Genomic DNA, 19,058 nt, shown 5'->3' with positions numbered 1-19,058 from the left:
TGACATCACCCCCCGGATCATGGACGACTGGGGGCAGTAATCATGCCGGGTCTGGCTGGCTAACACCCCATTATAAGGGGTACGAATAAAGTAACGGGGCAGATCGCGTTACGGAGATCGACCGACTGCTTGAGCAAAAGCCACGCTTAACTGCTGATCAGGCATGGGATGTTATTCGCCAAACCAGTCGTCAGGATCTTAACCTGAGGCTTTTTTTACCTACTCTGCAAGCAGCGACATCTGGTTTGACACAGAGCGATCCGCGCCGTCAGTTGGTGGATACATTAACACGTTGGGATGGCATCAATTTGCTTAATGATGATGGTAAAACCTGGCAGCAGCCAGGCTCTGCCATCCTGAACGTTTGGCTGACCAGTATGTTGAAGCGTACCGTAGTGGCTGCCGTACCTATGCCATTTGATAAGTGGTACAGCGCCAGTGGCTACGAAACAACCCAGGACGGCCCAACTGGTTCGCTGAATATAAGTGTTGGAGCAAAAATTTTGTATGAGGCGGTGCAGGGAGACAAATCACCAATCCCACAGGCGGTTGATCTGTTTGCTGGGAAACCACAGCAGGAGGTTGTGTTGGCTGCGCTGGAAGATACCTGGGAGACTCTTTCCAAACGCTATGGCAATAATGTGAGTAACTGGAAAACACCTGCAATGGCCTTAACGTTCCGGGCAAATAATTTCTTTGGTGTACCGCAGGCCGCAGCGGAAGAAACGCGTCATCAGGCGGAGTATCAAAACCGTGGAACAGAAAACGATATGATTGTTTTCTCACCAACGACAAGCGATCGTCCGGTGCTTGCCTGGGATGTGGTCGCACCCGGTCAGAGTGGGTTTATTGCTCCCGATGGAACAGTTGATCAGCACTATGAAGATCAGCTGAAAATGTACGAAAATTTTGGTCGTAAGTCGCTCTGGTTAACGAAGCAGGATGTGGAGGCGCATAAGGAGTCGCAGGAAGTGTTGCACGTTCAGAGATAATTAAGCCCGAATGCCCTCATATTCTGGAGGAATATGAGGGTGATAAAGTCTCAGGTATTGTGATGTTGGAGGGCTGGTTACTTTTTGAGTCCCGCAAACGCCGCCCGAATCTCATCCTCCGGCAACTGAATCCCGATAAACACCATCGTGCTATGCGGTTTTTCATCGCCCCACGGGCGGTCCCAGTCGGCGCTGTAGAGGCGCTGGACGCCCTGGAACAGCAGGCGGTTAGGTTCGCCGTCAATCCACAGCATCCCTTTGTAACGCAGCAGTTTATCCGCCGATTCCAGCAGCAGGTTTTCCATCACCCGGGAAACTTCGCTGATATCTACCGGGTAATCCAGTTCCACCACAATCGACGAAATATCGTTTTGTTTGTCCGCGATAAAGTGGAAACGCGGTTTGGTGCTGACGACGTTTTCTTCCAGCATAAAACCGTTGGTGTTGAACAGAAGGCCCAGGTCGATATCGCCGTGGGTAACGGTGTAGACCGGTGCGCGGGCGTTGATGCGCGCCAGGCGTTCACGCAGTTTCTCTGCTTCGCCTGCGACGTCGGTTTTCGTCAGCAGAATACGGTCGGCGTAGCCAACCTGGGACTGGGCGATGGTGAACTGGTTCATCTGCTCATCGGCATGTACCGCATCCACCAGCGCAATCACCCCGTCCAGCAGGTAGCGCTGGCATAAAATCTCATGGGAGAAGAAGGTCTGAATAATCGGGCCGGGATCGGCCATGCCGGTGCATTCAATGACCAGACGGTCGAACTGAATATTGCCCTTGTCGAGATTATCCAGCAGGTCGAGTAGTGCGTCTTCCAGCTCGTTGGAGCGCGAACAGCAGATGCAGCCGTTGGTCAGCGTTTTGATCTGCGTGGCGCGGTCGCCAATCAGTTGATCATCAACGGAGACTTCGCCGAATTCGTTTTCAATCACGGCAATCTTGTAGCCGTGTTGTTCGTTAAGAATATGGCGCAGCAGGGTGGTTTTGCCCGCGCCTAAAAAACCGGTGAGTAGGGTAACTGCAATCGGGTTCATGCTCTCTCCATTAACAACAGCGCATACCGCCTTTACCATCGCCGCCGTAGCGCGCGTTCTGGCGTTCACGGAAGAATTCTTCATAGCTCATGTACGGCTTGTCGGGATGGTTGGTCTTCATATGCTCGACGTAGTTGTCGTAGTCTGGAATGCCAATCAACATCTTCGCCGCCTGGCCGAGATATTTTTTTGCCTGTCCTAAGTTACCAAACATTTTGCCTTCCAGATATGCGTAAAGCCCGGAAGGTCCGGGCTAGGGATTTGCCGGATGCGGCGTAAACGCCTTATCCGGCCTACGATAGACACTTTGTAGGCCGGATACGCGCAGCGCATCCGGCAACCGGTTAGTGGTGCGAAGAGATCTTCACGCCGCCTTCCGGGATTGGAACGTACGGAGTTTCTTTGTCAGTACGTTTGTCGCTGTTACGCACCGCAAGCCAGGTTTTGAAACCGTAGAAGATGATGCTGTACACCACAATCAGGAACAGAATACTCAGGCCTGCGTTGGTGTAGTTGTTCACAACGATGTGGTTCATGTTGGCAATCTGCTGCGCCGTCAGGTCAGTACCGTTAGCAATCTTCTCTTTGTACTGGCTTGCCATGTAGAAGAAGCCTTCCATCTGCGGGTTGGTGCTGAACAGTTTCAGACCCAGCGCCCAGGTGGTGCAGATAAGCAGCCATACAGCCGGAACAACAGTTACCCAGATGTATTGGGTGCGCTTCATCTTAATCAGCACAACGGTGCCCAGTACCAGCGCTACGGCTGCCAGCATCTGGTTGGAAATACCGAACAGCGGCCACAGGCTCTTAACGCCGCCCAGCGGATCGACCACGCCCTGATACAGCAGGTAGCCCCACAGACCCACACAGCCCGCAGTACCGATGATACCGGCAACCAGAGAGTCGGTTTTTTTCAGGAACGGGATGAAGTTACCCAGCAGGTCTTGCAGCATAAAGCGGCCAGAACGAGTACCCGCATCCAGCGCGGTCAGGATGAACAGGGCTTCGAACAGAATACCGAAGTGATACCAGAAGCCCATGTCAGCCATCGGCAGCACTTTGTGGAACACGTGAGCGATACCTACCGCCAGCGTCGGCGCGCCACCTGCACGGTTCAGGACAGAAGGCTCACCAATGTCTTTCGCGGTTTGCAGGATCTGCTCTGGCGAAATCACGAAGCCCCAGGAGCTGACGGTCGCCGCCGCGTGTGCGGTAACGTCTTTCAGCTGCGCCATGATGATCGGCGCGTTCTCGCCACCCATTTCATGCAGGTTAGGCATGGTGATGCCAAGGCCAGCAGGCGGGGTATTCATCGCGAAGTAAAGACCCGGTTCGATGATGGACGCAGCAACCAGCGCCATAATCGCCACGAAGGATTCCATCAGCATTGCGCCGTAGCCAATGAAACGCGCGTCGGTTTCGTTAGCCAGCAATTTCGGCGTCGTACCGGAAGAGATCAGCGCGTGGAAGCCAGATACCGCACCACAGGCGATGGTGATGAACAGGAACGGGAACAGAGCGCCTTTCCACAGCGGGCCAGTACCGTCAATGTACTGGGTCATTGCAGGCATTTTCAGTTCCGGGTTCAGTACCACGATACCCAGCGCCAGGCCGACGATAACGCCGATTTTCAGGAAGGTTGCCAGATAGTCGCGCGGTGCGAGGATCAGCCACACCGGCAGCAGTGCGGAAACAAACGCATAGCCAATCAGCGCGAAGGTAATGGTGGTGTCTTTAAAGGTCAGTGCCGGACCCCAGTACGGATCGTGAGCAATCATGCCACCGAAATAGATAGAGGCAACCAGCAGCACGATACCAATAACAGAAACTTCACCTACACGCCCCGGACGGATAAAGCGCATGTAGATACCCATAAACAGCGCAATCGGTACGGTTGAGCAAACGGTGAAGACACCCCACGGACTTTCGGCCAGGGCTTTAACCACAATCAGCGCCAGAACGGCGAGGATGATGATCATGATTAAGAAACAGCCAAACAGCGCGATAGTCCCCGGTACTGGTCCCATCTCTTCTTTGATCATCTCACCGAGAGATGCGCCGTTACGGCGAGAGGAGATAAACAGCACCATAAAGTCCTGAACCGCACCGGCCAGTACTACCCCCGCCAGCAGCCACAGCGTGCCAGGCAGGTAGCCCATCTGCGCGGCGAGCACCGGACCAACCAGCGGACCGGCACCGGCGATAGCGGCGAAGTGGTGACCAAACAACACGTAACGGTTGGTCGGAACGTAGTTCAGACCGTCGTTGTTAATAACCGCAGGCGTCGCGCGCGTGGGGTCGAGTTTCATCACCTTCTGGGCGATGTACAGACTGTAGTAGCGATACGCCACCAGATACACCGACACAGAGGCGACCACGATCCACAGGGCGCTGACGTGCTCCCCCCGACGTAATGCAACTACCGCGAGGCAGAATGCACCGATGATTCCGAGAATCACCCAGGGTATGTGCTTGAATAGTTTTTTCGTATCCATAGTAAAACCTGGCATTTTACTCGTCGTCTTTTGGCTTACAGGTGCGGCAGCTGCGTTCGTTCACCTCTGTCACTTACTGTTGTAAGCTCCCGGGGATTCACTCACTTGCTGCCTTCCTGCAAACCAAAATTCATAGAGTAATTTGTTAATCATAGGCCGAAGCCGTTCTAGGTTTGCGTTGCGTTTGAGGAGGTAAATTGACCGCTATCCTGCAGTGATGTTGCCAGAGTTACGCGCGCGTAAAGTAAGGTAAATAACTGAGTGGTTATTTTAGGGACGTAAGCGGTCAGGAATGGCGGTGAGCGGTTGGGCAAGAATTAATCATCGGGTGGATATGTGATTGAGATCACAATAAAAATGCCCCTTCGACGAATACGTGAAGGGGCTGGAGCTTAAATCGCAGCTTCCATTTCCAGCATCACTGGATGGAAACGGCGTTTAAAGTAGATAAGTCCGTGACCTTCTGCACTGAGGATGATGTTTTTAATCTCCACCAGATACACCAGATGTGTGCCAATTGCCTGCACATCGCGGATCTCACCTTCAAGACTGGCCAGCGAACCTTTCAGCACCGGCTGCGCCAGCGGACCTTTTTGCCAGCATGAGAGGCTAAAACGCTCTTCCATCGCCATGCCTGTCATGCCCGCGAAGTGGCGTGCCATCAGTTCCTGCTCATGGTTGAGGACGTTGACGCACAACTTACCGTTGCCCTGAAAAACCGGGTTCATCGCACTGTTGGCGTTAATGCACACCATCAGCGATGGTGGTGTATCCGTGACCGAGCAGACGGCCGTTGCCGTAATCCCGCATTGTCCGGCGTCGCCCTCGGTGGTGATAATATTTACCGCTGCCGACAGGCTGGCCATCGCGTCACGAAAGCGCAGGCGCTGTTCATCTAATTGCATCTTAACCTCCTGCTGCGTTATTTCAGCAGCTTATCCAGCATGTTGATATCGTCGTTGTTGTGCAAGTGCGGCACAGTCCAGCCGTTCTGGTCGTATTCCGACAGGCAGCGATCAACCATCGCCATCATCTTGTCCATATTGCCGGAGCTTTGTGCCTGGCGCAGACACTGCAGGCGAATCTCATCCTGGCTACCGGAGTAGTTGATTTCATACAGTTCGTGGCGACCACCAAACTCGCTGCCAATGGCGTCCCACATCAGTTTGAGGATCTTGATGTGCTGGACGTGATCCATACCATTCGAACCGCGCACATACTTCGCCAGATACTGGTCGATCTGCGGATTGTTCAGGTCACGGGCACTGGAAGGGAGATAGATCAGGCCACTGGTAACGTTGCGTTCGATAATGTTTTTGATCTTCGCGTAGGCCATTGGTGCCAGTACGCGATAGGTTTGCAGTGCGGCATGATCCGGTAAATAAGCCCCGTTGACCCACGGCGTCGCTTCAGAACACATCGAGTCACTCAATGCCCAGAAGGTGTTGCGCCACGCCACCACTTCACCGAGATCGGCCTGTACACCACGGAACTCCAGGGTGCCGGTACATTCGAGTGATTTTTTCAGCAGTGCTGTAATGAAGTCTAATTTCACTGCCAGGCGCACACAGGCTTGCAGCGGATACATACGGGCAAAACCGCCTTCCATTGTCCAGCGACGGCAGCGATCGAAATCGCGGTAGATCAGTACGTTTTCCCATGGGATCAGCACGTTATCCATCACCAGAATCGCATCGTTCTCATCGAAGCGGCTGGAGAGCGGGTAGTCGTATGGCGAGCCGGTAGCACCCGCGACCATCTCATAAGAGGCGCGGGAGATTAATTTTACGCCATCGGCATCCATTGGCGCAACGAACATCAGTGCGAAGTCCGGGTTTTCGCCCATCACTTGTGCCGAGCCGAAGCCAATCATGTTGTAGTGAGTCAGCGCCGAGTTGGTGGCAACCACTTTCGCACCGCTGACGATAATCCCGGCGTCAGTCTCTTTTTCCAGCTTGATGTAAACGTCTTTTACTTTATCGGTCGGCAAATGACGATCGATCGGTGGGTTAACAATCGCGTGGTTAAAGTAGAGGCCAGTTTCCTGAATACGGGTGTACCAGTTACGGGCGTTCTGCTCGAACTGACCGTAAAAGCCCGGATTCGCGCCCAGTGCGCAACCGAAAGCAGCTTTGTAGTCTGGGGTACGGCCCATCCAGCCATAGCTCAGGCGTGACCACTCAGCGATGGCATCGCGTTGCTGGCGCAGGTCGTCGGCACTTTTCGCCACGCGGAAGAATTTATGGGTATAGCCGCCGCTGCCGGTGTCGGTGTTCCAGCACAGAGAGTCCTGCATCTCCGGTTTGTGTAGCGCGTCGTACAGTTGGGCAACAGACGCTGCCGCATTACGAAATGCCGGATGAGTAGTGACGTCTTTCACTCGCTCGCCATAGATATAGATCTCGCGACCATCCTGCAGGCTTTTCAGATACTCTTCCCCGGTGAACGGACGTTGGGTACTGGCGCGGAAATCTTCTGGTTTCATGTCGACCTCTACAGTATTAATCGGAATACGATTGTTAATTTTGTGTGTTGTTTTTGTTATTCAATTGAAGCTTGCAGGGGCGATTACGGGAAGAGACTTTTGGGACAATGGCTGGTACTTTTCAGGTCGGGTACGGTTTTGTGATCGAGGTCGCTTTTAGCGATTTTTGACGTTACTAAATCCCCTTGCTCCAGGCGGAGAAAGGGGAATAGCAGGTGGTGCCTGGTTTCCCGTTAAGGCTAAGGGATTTTCACGTCACAGGTACTTTTTTGGCGCGATAAGCACTGGGCGAGCAACCGACTAAGCGATTAAAAAAGCGCGCAAAATAAGCCGGATCCTTAAAACCGAGTTGCCAGGCAATATTGTTCACGGCGTTATCAGAAAACAGCAGCAGCCGCTTGGCTTCTCGCAGCTGCCTGTCGAAAATCAACCGTTTTGGCGGACGGTTGGCAAAGCGACGGCAGATGTCCGTGAGTCGTGATTCGGTGATATGCAGTTCGTTAGCGTAATCCGGTACTGTCCAGTGCTGATGAAAATGGCTTTCAATCAGCATATTAAAACGCTGGAACAGTTTTAATTCTCCGCGCATCCCGCTGGCGGCATGGTCGTCGAGTTTTGCGTTACGCAGCAGTAGGGTGAACACTGCCTGTGCCAGTAACGTCAGGGTGTGTTCCCGTCTAGGCAGTTGTTCCACCGATTCCCGCTCTATCAGTTGCCAATAGTGTTCCAGCGCCGCCAGTTCGTCGGGTTTATCTGCCAGTGACAGGCCCCCGGCAGGCCGAAGGTTTCCCGAGTGCCCGGATAAAGAACTTCCAGCAGGGGCCAGATCAGATCTTCCCGTACCGTCAACACATGACCGTCGGCGTCAGACTCCGTAATAAACGCATGAGGTACTGACGGCGGCGTCAGGACAAACAGGGGCGCTTCCACCGAGTAGCGATGATCGTCAAGCTGTAGCTCAATCTGTCCGCTATTGAGGAAATGCATCTGAAAGTACTGTTCGTGGCGATGTGGCAGCATATGGCGGCCAAAAAATGCCGCCATGCGGGCGAACGACTGATAATGCACATCGTCCGTGCCTAGGCTTTCATCGTACTCTTTGCTGATATCAATATTGGCAATCTGACGGTCACACATCGTCGTTCCTTACGGGGTCGCTCGCGGACGGGAGGACTGCATTGGAATCGCCCAGATAATCCCCGCACCAATCACCAGCAGCGCGGCAACAAACCACAATCCACTGTTAAAGCTGCCGGTCAAATCTTTCAACCAGCCGATCATAAACGGACTTAACGCTGAACCAATGTTGCCAGTGGCGTTGATCACCGCAATACCGATCGCTCGTGCCCGCAGGCTGATGGACTGATCCGGTGTTGTCCAGAAAATCGCCATTGCGCTGAATGATCCGGTCGAAGCCATAATGATCCCCAGCATCTGGATCATGTTGTGATCAGTTGCCGAAGCCAGTAACCAACCTGCGGCAGCGAACAAATAAGGAAGGGCGGTGTGATGCCTTCGTTCCTGGCGGCGATCTGAGTGACGGCTCCAGTAGACCATCCCGAGAATGGTACAAATCTGCGGTACGGCGGCCAGCAGGCCGATGGTGATATTACTGCTGCCCTGACTAAAACTTTGCAGGATCTGCGGTGTCCAGATGCTGATCGCACTAAGTGTGTTGGTCAGGCAGAAATACGCCAGGGTATACATCATCACCACCGGAGTGAAGATCTCCCGCCACATACTGCGTTGTTGCATGGCGTGGTGGCTGATGGCTCCCTCTGGCTGAACCAGCGTCAGACGATCGTTATCCATCATCTCTTGCAGGCATTTTTTGTCTTCTTTCGTCAGCCACTTAGCTTTGTCCGGTGAGTCATCAAGCCAGAACCACACCATGACGCCGAGTAATACCGACGGGAAGCCTTCCAGCAAAAACAGCCACTGCCAGCCTTTTAATGCCATGACGCCATCCAGCGACAAAATGTAGCCGGAAACGATCGAGCCCAACGCTGTCGTTACCGGCATTGCTACCATAAACAAGGCGTTGGCACGGGCGCGGAAATAGGCCGGAAACCAGAAGGTTAAATACAGCAGAATACCAGGCAGAAAGCCGGCTTCGGTAATGCCAACCAGTATACGCAGTACGTACAAGCTGGTGGGGCCAGTGGCAAACATGGTGGCAGTAGAGGCGATGCCCCAGAGCACCATGATGGTGGCGATCCAGCGCCGCGCACCGACAATACTCAGCATAATGTTGCTGGGAATGCCGAAGATGACATAAGCGGCATAGAACAGGGTGGTAGCGAGGCCAAACATGGTGGCGCTCAGACCGAGGTCGCGTCCCATCGTGAGTCCGGCAAAGCCGATGTTGATGCGATCAAGGAACGAGAAGATAAACAGCACGAACAGAAAGACGATCAGGCGGCGAAATAGCTTCTTAATAACCGCCTGTTGTCCGGCAGTCAGCGCTTTATGCTGATTCGCCGGATCGATACTCTCCGGTATGGCAGGTGAGGTGTCGCTCATTTTTCTTCCTCTAATGGGATTTTTGTAGGGTACGACAAGGTTTATGGCGGATGCGGCGTAACGCCTTATCCGGTCCGCGATTTGGTACGGCTTTTTGCCGGATGCGGCGTAAACGCCTTATCCGGCCTACGGTTTGGTGCGAGTGTAGGCCGGATAAGTGCAGCGCATCCGGCATTAATACACGCCGGGCTTCACGGCGGTGGCCTGCGCACCAAACCGTGCTGCCAGCGCTTCAGCGGCGCGGGCGAGCAGGGTGGTGTCAACGCCGACGGCGACAAACAGCGCGCCCAGTTCCAGATAGCGTTTTGCCAGTTGCTCATTGGCGATCAGGATCCCCGGCGCTTTGCCCGATTCACGGATCTGCACGATCGCCTGCTCAATGGCGGCCTGTACTTCCGGGTGCTGCGGATTACCGGCATAACCCATATCGGCGCTCAGATCCGCCGGGCCGATAAACACGCCGTCGACGCCTTCCACGTCCAGAATCTGCGGTAAGTTCTTCATTGCCTCACGCGTTTCGATCTGCACCAGCACGCACATTTGATCGTTGGCTTTTTGCAGGTAATCAGGAATACGATTCCAGCGCGAGGCGCGGGCCAGCGCACTGCCCACACCGCGAATACCGGCGGGGGGATAACGGGTGGCGCGTACCGCTTCACGGGCTTCGTCAGCGTTTTGTACCATCGGCACCAGCAAGGTTTGTGTGCCGACGTCCAGCAGTTGTTTGATTTGCACCGGATCGTTCCACGACGGACGTACTACCGGCTGGCTGGGGTAGGGCGCAATCGCCTGTAGCTGGGTGAGCACGGTTTGCACGTTATTCGGCGCGTGCTCACCGTCGATCAACAACCAGTCGAATCCTGCTCCGGCCAGTAACTCTGCGCTGTAGCTGCTACTCAGTCCCAGCCATAATCCGATCTGCGGACGGCCTGCTTTCAGCGCCGCTTTAAAGCTGTTTTCCATCGTTCTCTCCTTAAACAAAGCGGCAGCTAATGGAACCCATGTTGCCGTAATCGACGTGGAAGGTGTCGCCCTTACGCGCCGGAACCGGGCGGGTGAACGAACCACCGAGAATGATTTGCCCGGCTTCCAGTTGTACGTCATACGGTGCGAGTTTGTTCGCCAGCCAGGCCACGCCGTTTGCCGGATGATTCAGCACGCCAGCGGCGACGCCGGTTTCTTCAATCACGCCATTGCGATACATCAGGGCGGAGATCCAACGCAGATCCAGTTCGTCTGGTTTGATCGGACGACCACCGAGGATCACCCCGGCGTTGGCGGCGTTATCAGAAATGGTGTCGAACACTTTGCGCGGGCGCTGGGTTTCCGGATCGATGTTGTGGCAGCGAGCGTCGATCAGCTCCAGCGCCGGGATCACGTAGTCCGTGGCGTTGTAGACGTCGAACAGCGTGCAGTTTGGCCCACGCAGCGGTTTTGCCAGCACGAAAGCCAGCTCCACTTCAATGCGCGGCACGATAAAGCGATCGGTCGGGATATCGCTGCCATCGTGGAAGAACATGTCATCCAGCAGGGCACCGTAATCTGGTTCGCTGATCTGCGAGCTGGCCTGCATTGCTTTTGAGGTCAGACCGATTTTGTGGCCTTTCAGCGTACGGCCTTCGGCGATTTTCAGGCGAACCCATTCGCGCTGCACCGCGTAAGCGTCTTCGATGGTGATCTCTGGGTAATCCAGCGAGATCGCGCGGATCTGTTCGCGCTGTTTTTCTGCCTGATCCAGACGCTGGGCGATCAGGGTGTGGGTGTGTTTATCGAACATAGCGATATCCTGTGGCATTGCCGGATGCGGCTGCGCCTTATCCGGCCTACGGTGTACGGTTTGGGGTTTTGTAGGCCCGGTAAGCGCAGCGCCACCGGGCAATCTGCGCGCTACTTAAACAATGCGTGCACGTTGTTTTGTTTAAAATTCAGCGTCGGATGCAGCTCTTCAATCTCAAACGACAACGCCAGCAGGCGGCTCTCCATCAGGGCGGCGAAGTGCGTTTTAATCAGTTCAAACAGCATTTCACCCGCCTGCTGACGGCTTTCCAGGCTGCGACCTGCGCCGATTTTCAACGTCATATGCACGAAGGCATAATCACGCTGCCCGTCGGCCATCTGCCAGGTATCGACCCAATGCACGCGGCTGCGAATACCCGCCAGCGGAAAAATACCCGTGGCTGCCAGCGTCGGATTCACTTTGGCGAACAACCCCGGCAGGTCGGCTTCTTCGCGGATGTTGTCACTGCATTCAACGATAAAGTGCGGCATAAAACGTCCTTACGCGGGAAGCGGGAAAACAGCGTTAACCTGACCGGTGCCAGAGCTTGGGAATAGCTCGGTGATAAACTCCACCTTGCCGTCGTATTTATCCCAGCCGAGCATCCCCAGCAGCATCACCGTGTCGTGCATATTGCCTTCGCCGTAGCAGTAGTCGGCGTACTCCGGCAGCATATTGCAGAACTCTTTGAACTGGCCTTCGCGCCACAACTTCACCACGCGCTCGTCCATCTGGCGGTCGAACTCGCGGGTGTAGCTGTTCATCCCTTCTTCTGCACGCTGATCGTCAATAAAGCGGTGCGATAACGAACCGCTGGCAAGGACCGCCACGGTGCCGTCGTACTGTTCGATCGCTTTCAGAATCGCTTCGCCCAGCTTGCGGCTGTCGGCAAAATCGTGAACCGTGCAGAAAGCCGAAATGGAGACCACTTTGAAGTGCTTGTCTTCATTCATGTAGCGCATCGGCACCAGCGTGCCGTATTCCAGTTTCAGGCTGGGAATGTTGTGCGCTTTTGCCCGCACGCCGAGCTTTAAGGCTTCATCGGCAATAAGCTGCCCCAACTCCGGGTTGCCCTCGTAGTTGTAGGTCATATCGCGGATAAAATGCGGCAGCTCGTTGCTGGTGTAGACGCCTTCAAAATGGTCTGCACAGTTGATGTGATAAGCACTGTTGACCAGCCAGTGGGTATCGAAAACGATAATGGTATCGACGCCCATTTCCCGGCAACGCTTGCTGATCTCTTTATGCCCGTCGATCGCGCCTTGGCGGCAACCGTGGTTTTTCCCTGGCAGTTCAGAGAGATACATCGACGGTACGTGCGTGATCTTGGCGGCTAACGCTAACTTACCCATATCAGACTCCCCATTTCGGAATTGGATGGTCGCCCATGGAAATGCAGACGTTCTTCATTTCCGCGAACACTTCGAAGCTGTACTCACCGCCTTCACGCCCGGTGCCGGAGGCTTTTACGCCGCCAAATGGCTGGCGCAGGTCACGCACGTTCTGGGTGTTGACGAACACCATGCCAGCTTCAATGCCACGCGCCAGGCGTAACACTTTGCTGACATCCTGTGTCCAGATGTACGACGCGAGGCCGTACTCCACGTCGTTTGCCAGGCGTAAGCCTTCAGCTTCGTCTTTAAACGGCAGCAGGCAGGCGACCGGCCCGAAAATCTCTTCTTGGGCGACTCGCATACGGTTATCAACGTCTGCCAGCACCGTTGGGCGCAGGAAGTTGCCGCCTTTCAGGTGTGCAGGCAGGTCAGACGGTTTATCCGGGCCGCCCGCCAGCAGGGTGGCGCCTTCTTCAATGCCGAGACGGATATAGCCGGAGACTTTTTCCCAGTGCTGCTGGCTGATAAGCGCGCCAACCTGGGTATTCGGATCGTTCGGATCGCCCACGCGCAGACGGTTGGCGCGTTCGGCAAAGCGTTTAACGAATTCCGGGTAGATGCTTTGCTGAATAAAGATGCGTGAACCGGCGGTGCAGCGTTCGCCGTTGATCGAGAAGATGGTGAACAGGGCGGCGTCCAGCGCGCGTTCAATATCGGCATCTTCAAAAATCAGCACCGGCGATTTACCGCCCAGTTCCATGGAGTATTTTTTCATCCCGGCGTTTTTCATGATGTTGCGCCCGGTGGCCGTACCGCCGGTGAACGACACGGCACGTACGTCATGATGACGAACCAGCGCATCCCCTGCGGTTGCGCCGTAGCCCTGTACCACGTTCAGCACGCCTGCCGGAATACCGGCTTCCAGCGCCAGCTCACCCAGGCGGTCAGCGGTCAGCGGGGAGAGTTCCGACATTTTCAGTACCGCGGTATTGCCCAGCGCCAGACACGGCGCGACCTTCCATGTGGCGGTCATAAACGGTACGTTCCACGGCGATACCAGCGCACAAACGCCCACCGGCTGCACCAGCGTGTAGTTGAGCATCTTGTCGTCAACCGGATAGGTCTTGCCGTTCATCTGCTGGCAGACTTCCGCGAAAAATTCAAAGTTGTGGGAAGCGCGTGGGATCAACACATTTTTGGTCTGATGGATCGGCAGGCCGGTGTCCGCGGTTTCCATCGCGGCGATCTCTGGCACGTTCTGGTCGATCAGATCGCCCAGACGGCGCATCAGGCGCGCACGCTCTTTCATCGGCAGATTGGCCCATTTCGGGAACGCCTCTTTCGCTGCCGCTACCGCCTGATTGATCTCCGCTTCACCGCCAGAGGCCACATCCGCCAGCACTTCACCCGTTGCCGGATTGGTGGTCTGGAAGTAGTCGTTACCTGCAACATTTTTGCCGTTGATCCAATGATTTACTTTTTTCATTTCGCTGTATCCTCACTCACAATTCGGTTCACCAGGCGGCCCACGCCTTCTACTTCCACCACTACTTCATCGCCAGGCACCACGTCAGATAAGCCTTTGGGTGTGCCGGTGGCGATCATGTCGCCCGGATTCAGGGTCATAAATTCACTTAAGTAGGCGATCAGGAAGGGCACGCTGAAGATCAGATCGGCGGTGGTGCCTTGCTGGCGTAACTCGCCGTTGACGAAGGTGCGAAGGGGCAGATTATGCGGGTCCGGGATCGCCTCTTTCGGCACGATGGTTGAAAGCATCGGCGTCAGTCCGTCGCGGCTTTTTACCCGCAGGTTAGGGCGGTAGTAGTTTTCCAGATAGTCACGAATGGCGTAGTCGTTACACACGGTGTAGCCCGCGACATAATCCATGGCATCGGCTTCGCTGACGTTTGCCAATAACTACCACCAGCTCCGCTTCATAGTGCATGTATTCAATATTGTTTGGACGCACGGAGGTCTGGTTATCGCCAGTGAGGGTATTTGGCGCTTTCAGGAACACCAGCGGTTCTTCCGGTGGCTTAAATTCCAGTTTGCTGGCGTGGTCGGCGTAGTTCAGGCCGAGGGCAAACAGCGTGCCGTGCGGGTGTGGCTGCGTTGGGAAGCTCTTGCGCGTGGTCACTTCACGTTCGTCCACTACCGGATTTTCCAGCGGCGGGAAACCTTCTGCGAGAACACGAACGCGCTCGCCTGGCTGTATTTCCACGCGCGCCTGTGGCGTGCCGAGCAGAATGGCGTCGCCTGGATTCAGCGTGGCAAATTCGCTCAGGGCGCTCAGCAACTGCGCGGCGTTACGTTGTAAATCGGCGGTATTCCAGTGATCGGCAGGACGCCCGTTGATCTCGGTATATATGGTCAGATTATCGACATTGCTGAGAGCCACGGTTTCGCCAATGGGGCAGAATCCATCACGACATTTTGCTTTGATTGCCGGGCGGTAAAAGCTCTCTTCCGGCAGGCTGACGTCGTTAGCCAGCGCATATCCGGCGATGTACTCTGCCGCATCTTCTTCACGTACTTTCGTCGCCGTTTTTCCCACAATCAGCGCAACAGTCGCACCGCTCAGTACCTTTTCACCCTGTGGAAAGGGAATCGGTTCACCGCAACCAATCACCGTATTGCGCGGTTTAATAAACCAGACCGCAGTTTTAGGCGGGGCTTTGTAGGGGGATTGCTGGAACGCTTCCTGCCATGCATCAAGTTGGCAGCGATGGTTCAACGCTACGGCGAAGATAGTGCCTTTCATTACCACTCCTCGGATTCGATCATCTTAATCATTAATATGTTAATGATTACTTTTATTCCCGATTGCGTAGTTTGGCAAAAGTAAGTGATGTAAATGTGATCTAATTAACAAACCATTTACATTTAAAGATAATAAAATATTAAATATCAGTAAGTTAATAAAATATCATCAATTTTGATAAAATCAGGAATTGCAGGGGCAGCGCAGTCCCGGTAACGTGACGATTAACTGTTTCTATATTAATGATTTTGAATTTTTCAGGGGAAAGATAATGCACGACTCACTAACCATTGCGTTGCTCCAGGCGCGAGAAGCGGCGATGAGTTATTTTCGCCCAATCGTTAAACGGCATAATTTGACTGAGCAACAGTGGCGCATCGTGCGTATTCTGGCGGAAAGCCCATCAATGGATTTTCACGATCTGGCGTATCGCGCCTGCATTTTGCGCCCAAGCCTGACCGGGATTCTCACGCGGATGGAACGCGACGGTTTAGTGTTGCGATTAAAGCCGATCAATGATCAGCGGAAGCTCTATATCTCGCTAACCAAAGAGGGGCAGGCGCTGTATAACCGCGCTCAGACACAGATTGAAGAAGCCTATCGGCAGATTGAAGCTCAGTTTACTGCCGAGAAAATGCAACAGTTAACCCATCTGTTAGAGGAATTTATTGCTCTGGGCAATTCCCGACAAGAAGCCATCCCGGGCGATAATGAATAACTTTTTAGTATCTGATAACCAGCGCCTGGTTTTTCCATGGATGGCGGGTTACACCTTTTCATAAAGTTTTTGCTTTCCAGGCCGAAAATCTTGCATCGGTCCACAGGAAAGAGAAACCATGTTAAAACGTATCAAGATCGTGACCAGCTTACTGCTGGTTTTGGCCGTTTTTGGCCTTTTACAACTGACATCAGGCGGTCTGTTCTTTAATGCCTTAAAGAATGACAAAGAAAATTTCACTGTTTTACAAACCATTCGCCAGCAGCAATCCACGCTGAATGGCAGCTGGGTCGCGTTGTTGCAGACGCGTAACACCCTCAACCGCGCGGGTATCCGCTACATGATGGATCAGAATAATATTGGTAGCGGTTCAACCGTTGCTGAGCTGATGCAGAGTGCCAGTATTTCGCTGAAACAGGCGGAAAAAAACTGGGCGGATTACGAAGCGTTGCCGCGTGACCCGCGTCAGAGCACCGCCGCAGCGGCAGAGATCAAACGTAATTACGATATTTATCACAATGCGCTGGCGGAGCTGATCCAACTGTTAGGTGCAGGCAAAATCAACGAGTTCTTTGATCAGCCGACCCAGGGATATCAGGACGGTTTCGAGAAGCAGTATGTGGCTTACATGGAGCAAAACGATCGGCTCTATGATATCGCCGTCAGCGATAACAATGCCTCCTACAGCCAGGCGATGTGGATTCTGGTGGGCGTGATGATCGTCGTACTGGCGGTCATCTTCGCCGTCTGGTTCGGTATTAAAGCCTCGCTGGTAGCGCCAATGAATCGCCTGATTGACAGCATTCGTCATATTGCAGGCGGCGATCTGGTGAAACCGATTGAGGTGGATGGCTCTAATGAGATGGGGCAACTGGCAGAGAGTTTGCGCCATATGCAGGGAGAGCTGATGCGTACCGTCGGTGATGTGCGCAACGGGGCCAATGCCATCTATAGCGGTGCCAGCGAAATCGCCACCGGCAATAACGATCTCTCTTCGCGCACCGAGCAACAGGCCGCTTCGCTGGAAGAGACGGCAGCCAGCATGGAGCAACTGACCGCAACGGTGAAGCAGAACGCCGAAAATGCGCGCCAGGCCAGCCATCTGGCGTTAAGTGCTTCTGAAACGGCGCAACGCGGCGGCAAAGTGGTAGATAACGTGGTGCAGACTATGCGCGATATCTCCACCAGTTCGCAGAAAATCGCCGATATTATCAGCGTAATTGACGGCATTGCCTTCCAGACCAATATTCTGGCTTTGAACGCGGCGGTTGAGGCTGCGCGTGCGGGTGAGCAAGGGCGCGGTTTTGCGGTGGTCGCGGGAGAAGTGCGTAATCTGGCTCAGCGCAGCGCCCAGGCGGCTCGTGAAATTAAAAGCCTGATTGAAGACTCGGTGGGGAAAGTGGATGTTGGCTCTACGCTGGTCGAAAGCGCCGGGGAAACAATGGCGGAGATTGTCAGCGCCGTGACCCGCGTGACGGACATTATGGGCGAAATTGCTTCTGCTTCTGATGAGCAGAGCCGTGGTATCGATCAGGTTGGCTTAGCGGTTGCTGAGATGGACCGGGTAACTCAACAGAACGCAGCGCTGGTGGAAGAGTCTGCCGCTGCCGCCGCCGCGCTGGAAGAGCAGGCCAGTCGCCTGACCGAAGCAGTGGCAGTGTTCCGGATTCAGCAACAGCAGCGTGAAACATCGGCTGTGGTAAAAACCGTGACGCCAGCTGCGCCGCGTAAAATGGCCGTGGCAGATAGCGAGGAGAACTGGGAAACATTTTAATCGCCATGAAAATGCCCGATAAGCAAAATGTTATCGGGCATAAGGAGATTAATCTTTACGTGGGTCGTTGATCGGCTGACGAACCAGGAAGATGTACGCCAGTGCCCCCGCTGCGGTGACGCAACCGCAGATGATTAGTGCCAGACGGAATGAGTGGGTGGTATCAACAATAAAACCAGTAATGATCGGCGCAAAAGAGGCGCAGATGAAGCTGGCAAAGTTCTGGATACTGCCCACCGACGCAGTCATGCGAGAAGCAACTGCGACGTGGATCAAGCCCCAGCAGGATGTTCCGGCAAAGTGAATACAGAACAGTGCCATGCCAATCAGCAGAACCGCCGTCATGGATGTTGTCGCTTGTGGTACTATCAGCGTAAAGGCGGCAGAACAGAACATCCCGGCAATAATGCAGATCTTACGGCTTTTAATCGGAGCCATTCCCCCTTTGACCAGCCAGTCGGTAACGTAACCGTTGACCAGCATCCCGGCAGCCCCAAACAGGAAAGGGATAGCCGCCATCAACCCTGTGCTTTTTAAATCCAGGTAATAGGCTGTTTGCAGGTAACCAGGAAGCCAGGCCAGATACAGCCACGCAGTGTAGTTGATGGCACTGAATCCGAGCATCATTCCCCACATTGTACGGTTACGGAACAGGCTGCGCCATTCGGCAAAACTGAGCGGATCTCGGCGGGCATTGACGCTACCTGCATTGAGATAAGCTTGCTCAACGGCAGTCAGTTCTACGTGCTCGCGGTTGCGATAGAGCATATACCAGCCGATGGCGAGAAAAATCCCCAGTACACCAATGGTAATAAACATCCCGCGCCAGCCCATCACCAGCATCATCGCCGCCAGAATCGGTGGGCTTACGGCAACGCCAATGGTAGAAGCTGCGTTGAAGAAGCCCATCGGGCGTCCGCGCTCTTTGATGTTGAACCAGTCGTTGGTAATGCTGCCAACTTACTGATTTAGTGTATGATGGTGATTTTAAGGTGCTTGCGTGGCTTCCATTTCCATCAGATGTCCTTCCTGCTCCGCTACTGAAGGCGTGGTGCGTAACGGCAAAAGCACTGCCGGACATCAGCGCTATCTCTGCTCTCATTGCCGTAAAACATGGCAACTACAGTTCACTTACACCGCCTCTCAGCCCGGTACGCACCAGAAA

At 54.3% G+C, this 19,058-nt stretch carries 14 protein-coding genes and 4 pseudogenes; 4 read left to right on the top strand and 14 right to left on the bottom strand.

Annotated elements, in window-relative coordinates; all coding sequences use genetic code 11:
- Positions 1–95 precede the first annotated feature (95 nt).
- Positions 96–992: pseudogene (locus tag BGK49_RS21790) on the top strand (penicillin acylase family protein); the annotation flags it as partial.
- Between the two features lie 77 nt (positions 993–1,069).
- Here BGK49_RS21790 and yjiA read toward each other — a convergent pair.
- The 13 genes and pseudogenes from yjiA to hpaG all read right to left on the bottom strand — a co-directional run bounded on the left by yjiA (position 1,070) and on the right by hpaG (position 15,401).
- A complete protein-coding gene (gene yjiA / locus BGK49_RS21785) occupies positions 1,070–2,026 on the bottom strand; it encodes a GTPase (protein WP_001324160.1) in 957 nt (318 codons plus the stop codon).
- Positions 2,027–2,036: 10 nt separating this feature from the next.
- Complete coding sequence (locus BGK49_RS21780; RefSeq protein ID WP_000467859.1) at positions 2,037–2,240, bottom strand: YbdD/YjiX family protein; 204 nt, start codon at positions 2,238–2,240, stop codon at positions 2,037–2,039.
- 130 nt (positions 2,241–2,370) lie between these two features.
- Complete coding sequence (gene btsT, locus BGK49_RS21775; protein ID WP_024259563.1) at positions 2,371–4,521, bottom strand: pyruvate/proton symporter BtsT; 2,151 nt, start codon at positions 4,519–4,521, stop codon at positions 2,371–2,373.
- Between the two features lie 392 nt (positions 4,522–4,913).
- The gene (locus tag BGK49_RS21765) at positions 4,914–5,426 is read right to left on the bottom strand and encodes a 4-hydroxyphenylacetate 3-monooxygenase reductase subunit (protein ID WP_001175455.1); all 513 of its coding nucleotides are present in this window, start codon (positions 5,424–5,426) and stop codon (positions 4,914–4,916) included.
- A gap of 17 nt (positions 5,427–5,443) precedes the next feature.
- On the bottom strand, positions 5,444–7,006 hold the full coding sequence (gene hpaB, locus BGK49_RS21760; protein ID WP_000801471.1) for a 4-hydroxyphenylacetate 3-monooxygenase, oxygenase component: 1,563 nt from the start codon (positions 7,004–7,006) through the stop codon (positions 5,444–5,446).
- Between the two features lie 250 nt (positions 7,007–7,256).
- Positions 7,257–8,143: pseudogene (gene hpaA, locus BGK49_RS21755) on the bottom strand (4-hydroxyphenylacetate catabolism regulatory protein HpaA).
- A 9-nt stretch (positions 8,144–8,152) separates the two neighbouring features.
- On the bottom strand, positions 8,153–9,529 hold the full coding sequence (gene hpaX, locus BGK49_RS21750) for a 4-hydroxyphenylacetate permease (protein WP_001285773.1): 1,377 nt from the start codon (positions 9,527–9,529) through the stop codon (positions 8,153–8,155).
- A 174-nt stretch (positions 9,530–9,703) separates the two neighbouring features.
- Positions 9,704–10,492: a 4-hydroxy-2-oxoheptanedioate aldolase gene (hpaI, locus tag BGK49_RS21745; protein WP_000431706.1), complete on the bottom strand. Its 789-nt coding sequence runs from the start codon at positions 10,490–10,492 to the stop codon at positions 9,704–9,706.
- 10 nt (positions 10,493–10,502) lie between these two features.
- Positions 10,503–11,306, bottom strand: coding sequence for a 2-oxo-hept-4-ene-1,7-dioate hydratase (gene hpaH / locus BGK49_RS21740; RefSeq protein WP_000459750.1), 804 nt, complete (start codon positions 11,304–11,306; stop codon positions 10,503–10,505).
- 110 nt (positions 11,307–11,416) lie between these two features.
- A complete protein-coding gene (locus tag BGK49_RS21735) occupies positions 11,417–11,797 on the bottom strand; it encodes a 5-carboxymethyl-2-hydroxymuconate Delta-isomerase (RefSeq protein ID WP_001119864.1) in 381 nt (126 codons plus the stop codon).
- 9 nt (positions 11,798–11,806) lie between these two features.
- Complete coding sequence (gene hpaD / locus BGK49_RS21730; RefSeq protein WP_000516990.1) at positions 11,807–12,658, bottom strand: 3,4-dihydroxyphenylacetate 2,3-dioxygenase; 852 nt, start codon at positions 12,656–12,658, stop codon at positions 11,807–11,809.
- 1 nt (position 12,659) lies between these two features.
- Positions 12,660–14,126: a 5-carboxymethyl-2-hydroxymuconate semialdehyde dehydrogenase gene (hpaE, locus tag BGK49_RS21725; RefSeq protein ID WP_000757516.1), complete on the bottom strand. Its 1,467-nt coding sequence runs from the start codon at positions 14,124–14,126 to the stop codon at positions 12,660–12,662.
- Positions 14,123–15,401: pseudogene (gene hpaG, locus BGK49_RS21720) on the bottom strand (4-hydroxyphenylacetate degradation bifunctional isomerase/decarboxylase). Before hpaG ends, hpaE begins: the two are co-directional and overlap by 4 nt.
- Positions 15,402–15,672: 271 nt before the next feature.
- On the opposite strand from hpaG, the gene hpaR reads away from it, so the two are divergent.
- Complete coding sequence (gene hpaR / locus BGK49_RS21715) at positions 15,673–16,119, top strand: homoprotocatechuate degradation operon regulator HpaR (protein WP_000543915.1); 447 nt, start codon at positions 15,673–15,675, stop codon at positions 16,117–16,119.
- Between the two features lie 118 nt (positions 16,120–16,237).
- On the top strand, positions 16,238–17,893 hold the full coding sequence (gene tsr / locus BGK49_RS21710; RefSeq protein WP_000919572.1) for a methyl-accepting chemotaxis protein: 1,656 nt from the start codon (positions 16,238–16,240) through the stop codon (positions 17,891–17,893).
- A gap of 48 nt (positions 17,894–17,941) precedes the next feature.
- On the opposite strand, the pseudogene BGK49_RS21705 reads toward tsr, so the two are convergent.
- Positions 17,942–18,844, bottom strand: a pseudogene (locus tag BGK49_RS21705) (MFS transporter); the annotation flags it as partial.
- A 49-nt stretch (positions 18,845–18,893) separates the two neighbouring features.
- On the opposite strand from BGK49_RS21705, the gene BGK49_RS28475 reads away from it, so the two are divergent.
- The coding region (locus BGK49_RS28475; protein WP_047664789.1) for an IS1 family transposase at positions 18,894–19,058 on the top strand (165 nt) is incomplete at its 3' end.

This window comes from Shigella sp. FC1544 (assembly GCF_001722145.1).
In the GTDB taxonomy this organism is placed as follows: Bacteria; Pseudomonadota; Gammaproteobacteria; order Enterobacterales; family Enterobacteriaceae; genus Escherichia; species Escherichia coli.
The sequence above is the reverse complement of the archived record's forward strand: the minus strand, read 5'-3'. Positions and strand labels throughout refer to the sequence as shown.

What these genes read in the sequence shown, in the direction of transcription:
- BGK49_RS21735 (WP_001119864.1), bottom strand. Translation starts at nt 11,797, where the DNA reads ATGCCGCACTTTATCGTTGAATGCAGTGACAACATCCGCGAAGAAGCC.
- btsT (WP_024259563.1), bottom strand. Translation starts at nt 4,521, where the DNA reads ATGGATACGAAAAAACTATTCAAGCACATACCCTGGGTGATTCTCGGA.
- hpaB (WP_000801471.1), bottom strand. Translation starts at nt 7,006, where the DNA reads ATGAAACCAGAAGATTTCCGCGCCAGTACCCAACGTCCGTTCACCGGG.
- hpaD (WP_000516990.1), bottom strand. Translation starts at nt 12,658, where the DNA reads ATGGGTAAGTTAGCGTTAGCCGCCAAGATCACGCACGTACCGTCGATG.
- BGK49_RS21765 (WP_001175455.1), bottom strand. Translation starts at nt 5,426, where the DNA reads ATGCAATTAGATGAACAGCGCCTGCGCTTTCGTGACGCGATGGCCAGC.
- tsr (WP_000919572.1), top strand. Translation starts at nt 16,238, where the DNA reads ATGTTAAAACGTATCAAGATCGTGACCAGCTTACTGCTGGTTTTGGCC.
- BGK49_RS21780 (WP_000467859.1), bottom strand. Translation starts at nt 2,240, where the DNA reads ATGTTTGGTAACTTAGGACAGGCAAAAAAATATCTCGGCCAGGCGGCG.
- hpaR (WP_000543915.1), top strand. Translation starts at nt 15,673, where the DNA reads ATGCACGACTCACTAACCATTGCGTTGCTCCAGGCGCGAGAAGCGGCG.
- hpaX (WP_001285773.1), bottom strand. Translation starts at nt 9,529, where the DNA reads ATGAGCGACACCTCACCTGCCATACCGGAGAGTATCGATCCGGCGAAT.
- yjiA (WP_001324160.1), bottom strand. Translation starts at nt 2,026, where the DNA reads ATGAACCCGATTGCAGTTACCCTACTCACCGGTTTTTTAGGCGCGGGC.
- hpaI (WP_000431706.1), bottom strand. Translation starts at nt 10,492, where the DNA reads ATGGAAAACAGCTTTAAAGCGGCGCTGAAAGCAGGCCGTCCGCAGATC.
- hpaH (WP_000459750.1), bottom strand. Translation starts at nt 11,306, where the DNA reads ATGTTCGATAAACACACCCACACCCTGATCGCCCAGCGTCTGGATCAG.
- hpaE (WP_000757516.1), bottom strand. Translation starts at nt 14,126, where the DNA reads ATGAAAAAAGTAAATCATTGGATCAACGGCAAAAATGTTGCAGGTAAC.